Origin of the sequence: Enterobacter cloacae complex sp. S3, from assembly GCF_014930495.1 — a bacterium.
Classification (GTDB): Bacteria; Pseudomonadota; Gammaproteobacteria; order Enterobacterales; family Enterobacteriaceae; genus Enterobacter; species Enterobacter asburiae_B.
The window spans coordinates 1-302 of the sequence record NZ_JADBRD010000123.1 but is presented as its reverse complement, the minus strand read 5'-3'; the positions used below and the strand labels follow the sequence as shown (position 1 = coordinate 302).

Below are 302 nucleotides of genomic sequence, written 5' to 3'. Positions count from 1 at the left end.
CCGATCAGGGCGTCGATTTCGCCATCGATCTCGCGCATGACGCCGGTGATGCGCTGTACCACCTCCAGACAGCTTGCCGGCGTCAGCGAATCAGGCCGCTTTGCCTCAAAAGGGGCGCACAGTTGTTGTAGCGCAGTAATCCCCAGAATTTGTGCTGAACCGTGCAGGCGGTGCAGCGCCCGCAGAAAGGTCTGCGGCTCATGCCGGGCGATTGCCTGTCCGGCAGCCTGTAAATCCGCGGCCGACGCATCGCGGAACGTCTCCCGCATCTCCTTCATCAGCGCCTGGTCTCCCCCCGTATT

At 62.6% G+C, this 302-nt stretch carries 1 protein-coding gene; it reads right to left on the bottom strand.

From position 1 onward, the window contains the following. The coding region (locus IM317_RS23785) for an Hpt domain-containing protein (protein ID WP_193362559.1) at positions 1-302 on the bottom strand (302 nt) is incomplete at both ends.